Annotated in this window: 1 rRNA gene; it reads left to right on the plus strand. The window is 50.1% G+C overall.

From position 1 onward, the window contains the following. Positions 1–216: ribosomal RNA gene (locus tag H9X81_RS11600) — 23S ribosomal RNA — on the plus strand; the annotation flags it as partial. Positions 217–351: the final 135 nt, after the last annotated feature.

Raw genomic sequence — 351 nt, forward strand, 5'->3', positions numbered from 1 at the left:
GGTGCACCAGTTGTCACGCCAGTGGCACAGCTGGGCAGCTAAGTGCGGATCGGATAAACGCTGAAAGCATCTAAGCATGAAGCCGACCACAAGATAAGATATCCCACTGGGTTAACCAGGTAAGACCCCTTGAAGACTACAAGGTAGATAGGCTCAGAGTGTAAGTGTGGCGACACATTCAGCTCGGGAGTACTAATCGGTCGAGGGCTTGACCAGAGAATCTTTGGTTCTTGGATCGTGGAAGTTTTCATTGTTCGATTTTGAGTGTGCGAGAGGATATGCACCATTAGCTCAGTTGGTAGAGCAACTGACTCTTAATCAGTGGGTCCCGGGTTCGAGTCCCTGATGGTG

This window comes from Hydrogenoanaerobacterium saccharovorans, from assembly GCF_016901815.1.
Classification (GTDB): Bacteria; Bacillota; Clostridia; order Oscillospirales; family Ruminococcaceae; genus Avimicrobium; species Avimicrobium caecorum.